We start from the raw sequence: 1,023 nt of genomic DNA on the forward strand, positions 1-1,023 counted from the left end.
CCCAGATGGCAGTGCTGACCAGGGGCCCCGCAGATCCCATCCCTGCTCCCCCTTGACGAGTGCTCTCACCCAGGCGACCGCCCAGTTGATGGTGAGGAAAAGGGCCAGCCATCTCACCAACCGCCAGGCTCTCATGGCTCTTCGGGCGGGGGCTCCTGCTCGCTGTGCTCGCGCCGTGGGCTTGCTTGCCGTCCGGTCTACGGCCTACCCGCTGCAGGGGGCATCCTTCATCTAGCGGTACCCGCTCGGTGCTCTGAGTGCGCGTCACGGTTGTGGCGCAGTGCTTGCACGCATCGTTCCGCCTTCGGCCGGGGCGACCGGCCTGCTCCCGCACGGCGTTGTGCTCAGCCTGCTGGTGTTCCATCGTTGTGCCCTTCTCTGTGGGGGGGCGGGTTTCCGACCGTCTGAACCGGGTGTCCTGAAACTGATCCGGCATTTCAATGAGTGATGTGCTTCAAAATGGATGTGGGATAGAGTCTGGACTGGGACATTAGCCGGGATGAGGCATCAGGACCAGTTCGGATCACGCGTCTTAGGCTGGTGCTGATCGAATGCGTCACCCCGGTCGGGATGCCTCACCTGAGCGGACCCAGGTGTATCGCTTGGGATTTCCTGTTCCCTGCCTCATCAGAAATCTTGCCCGGACCTAGGAGAAGACGGATCAAAATGGCGGCGAAGGAGCTCCGTCCCCACCAGCGAGAAGCGGTGGACGCAGTGCTCCGTGCGCTCGAATTCCCTGCAAGATCGACTGTGCCCGAGCGCGGACTTCGTACTCAGGTGATCATGGCGACCGGAACCGGGAAGACCCTCGTGGCCACCCGGAGCGCGGAGGAGCTCCGCGCGGGCCGTGTGCTCGTGCTCGTGCCCTCGCTGGACCTGCTCGCCCAGACGGAGACCGCGTGGCGCGAGGGCGGTCGTAGCGGCCCGATGATCGGTGTGTCGTCCCTGCGAGGGGAGGATGCGGGCTTCCCTAACACCACGGACGTGGACGAGCTCGTGGAGTGGACCCGCCACCTGGATAAG

1 protein-coding gene is annotated in these 1,023 nt (G+C 64.6%); it reads left to right on the forward strand.

Features of this window, described 5'->3' with window-relative positions; translation table 11 throughout:
• Positions 1–666: 666 nt before the first annotated feature.
• A partial coding sequence (locus tag ACZ7HQ_RS45980) for a DEAD/DEAH box helicase family protein (RefSeq protein ID WP_471003737.1) occupies positions 667–1,023 on the forward strand: 357 nt, incomplete at its 3' end.

The organism is Streptomyces sp. NPDC037290 (genome assembly GCF_055603245.1).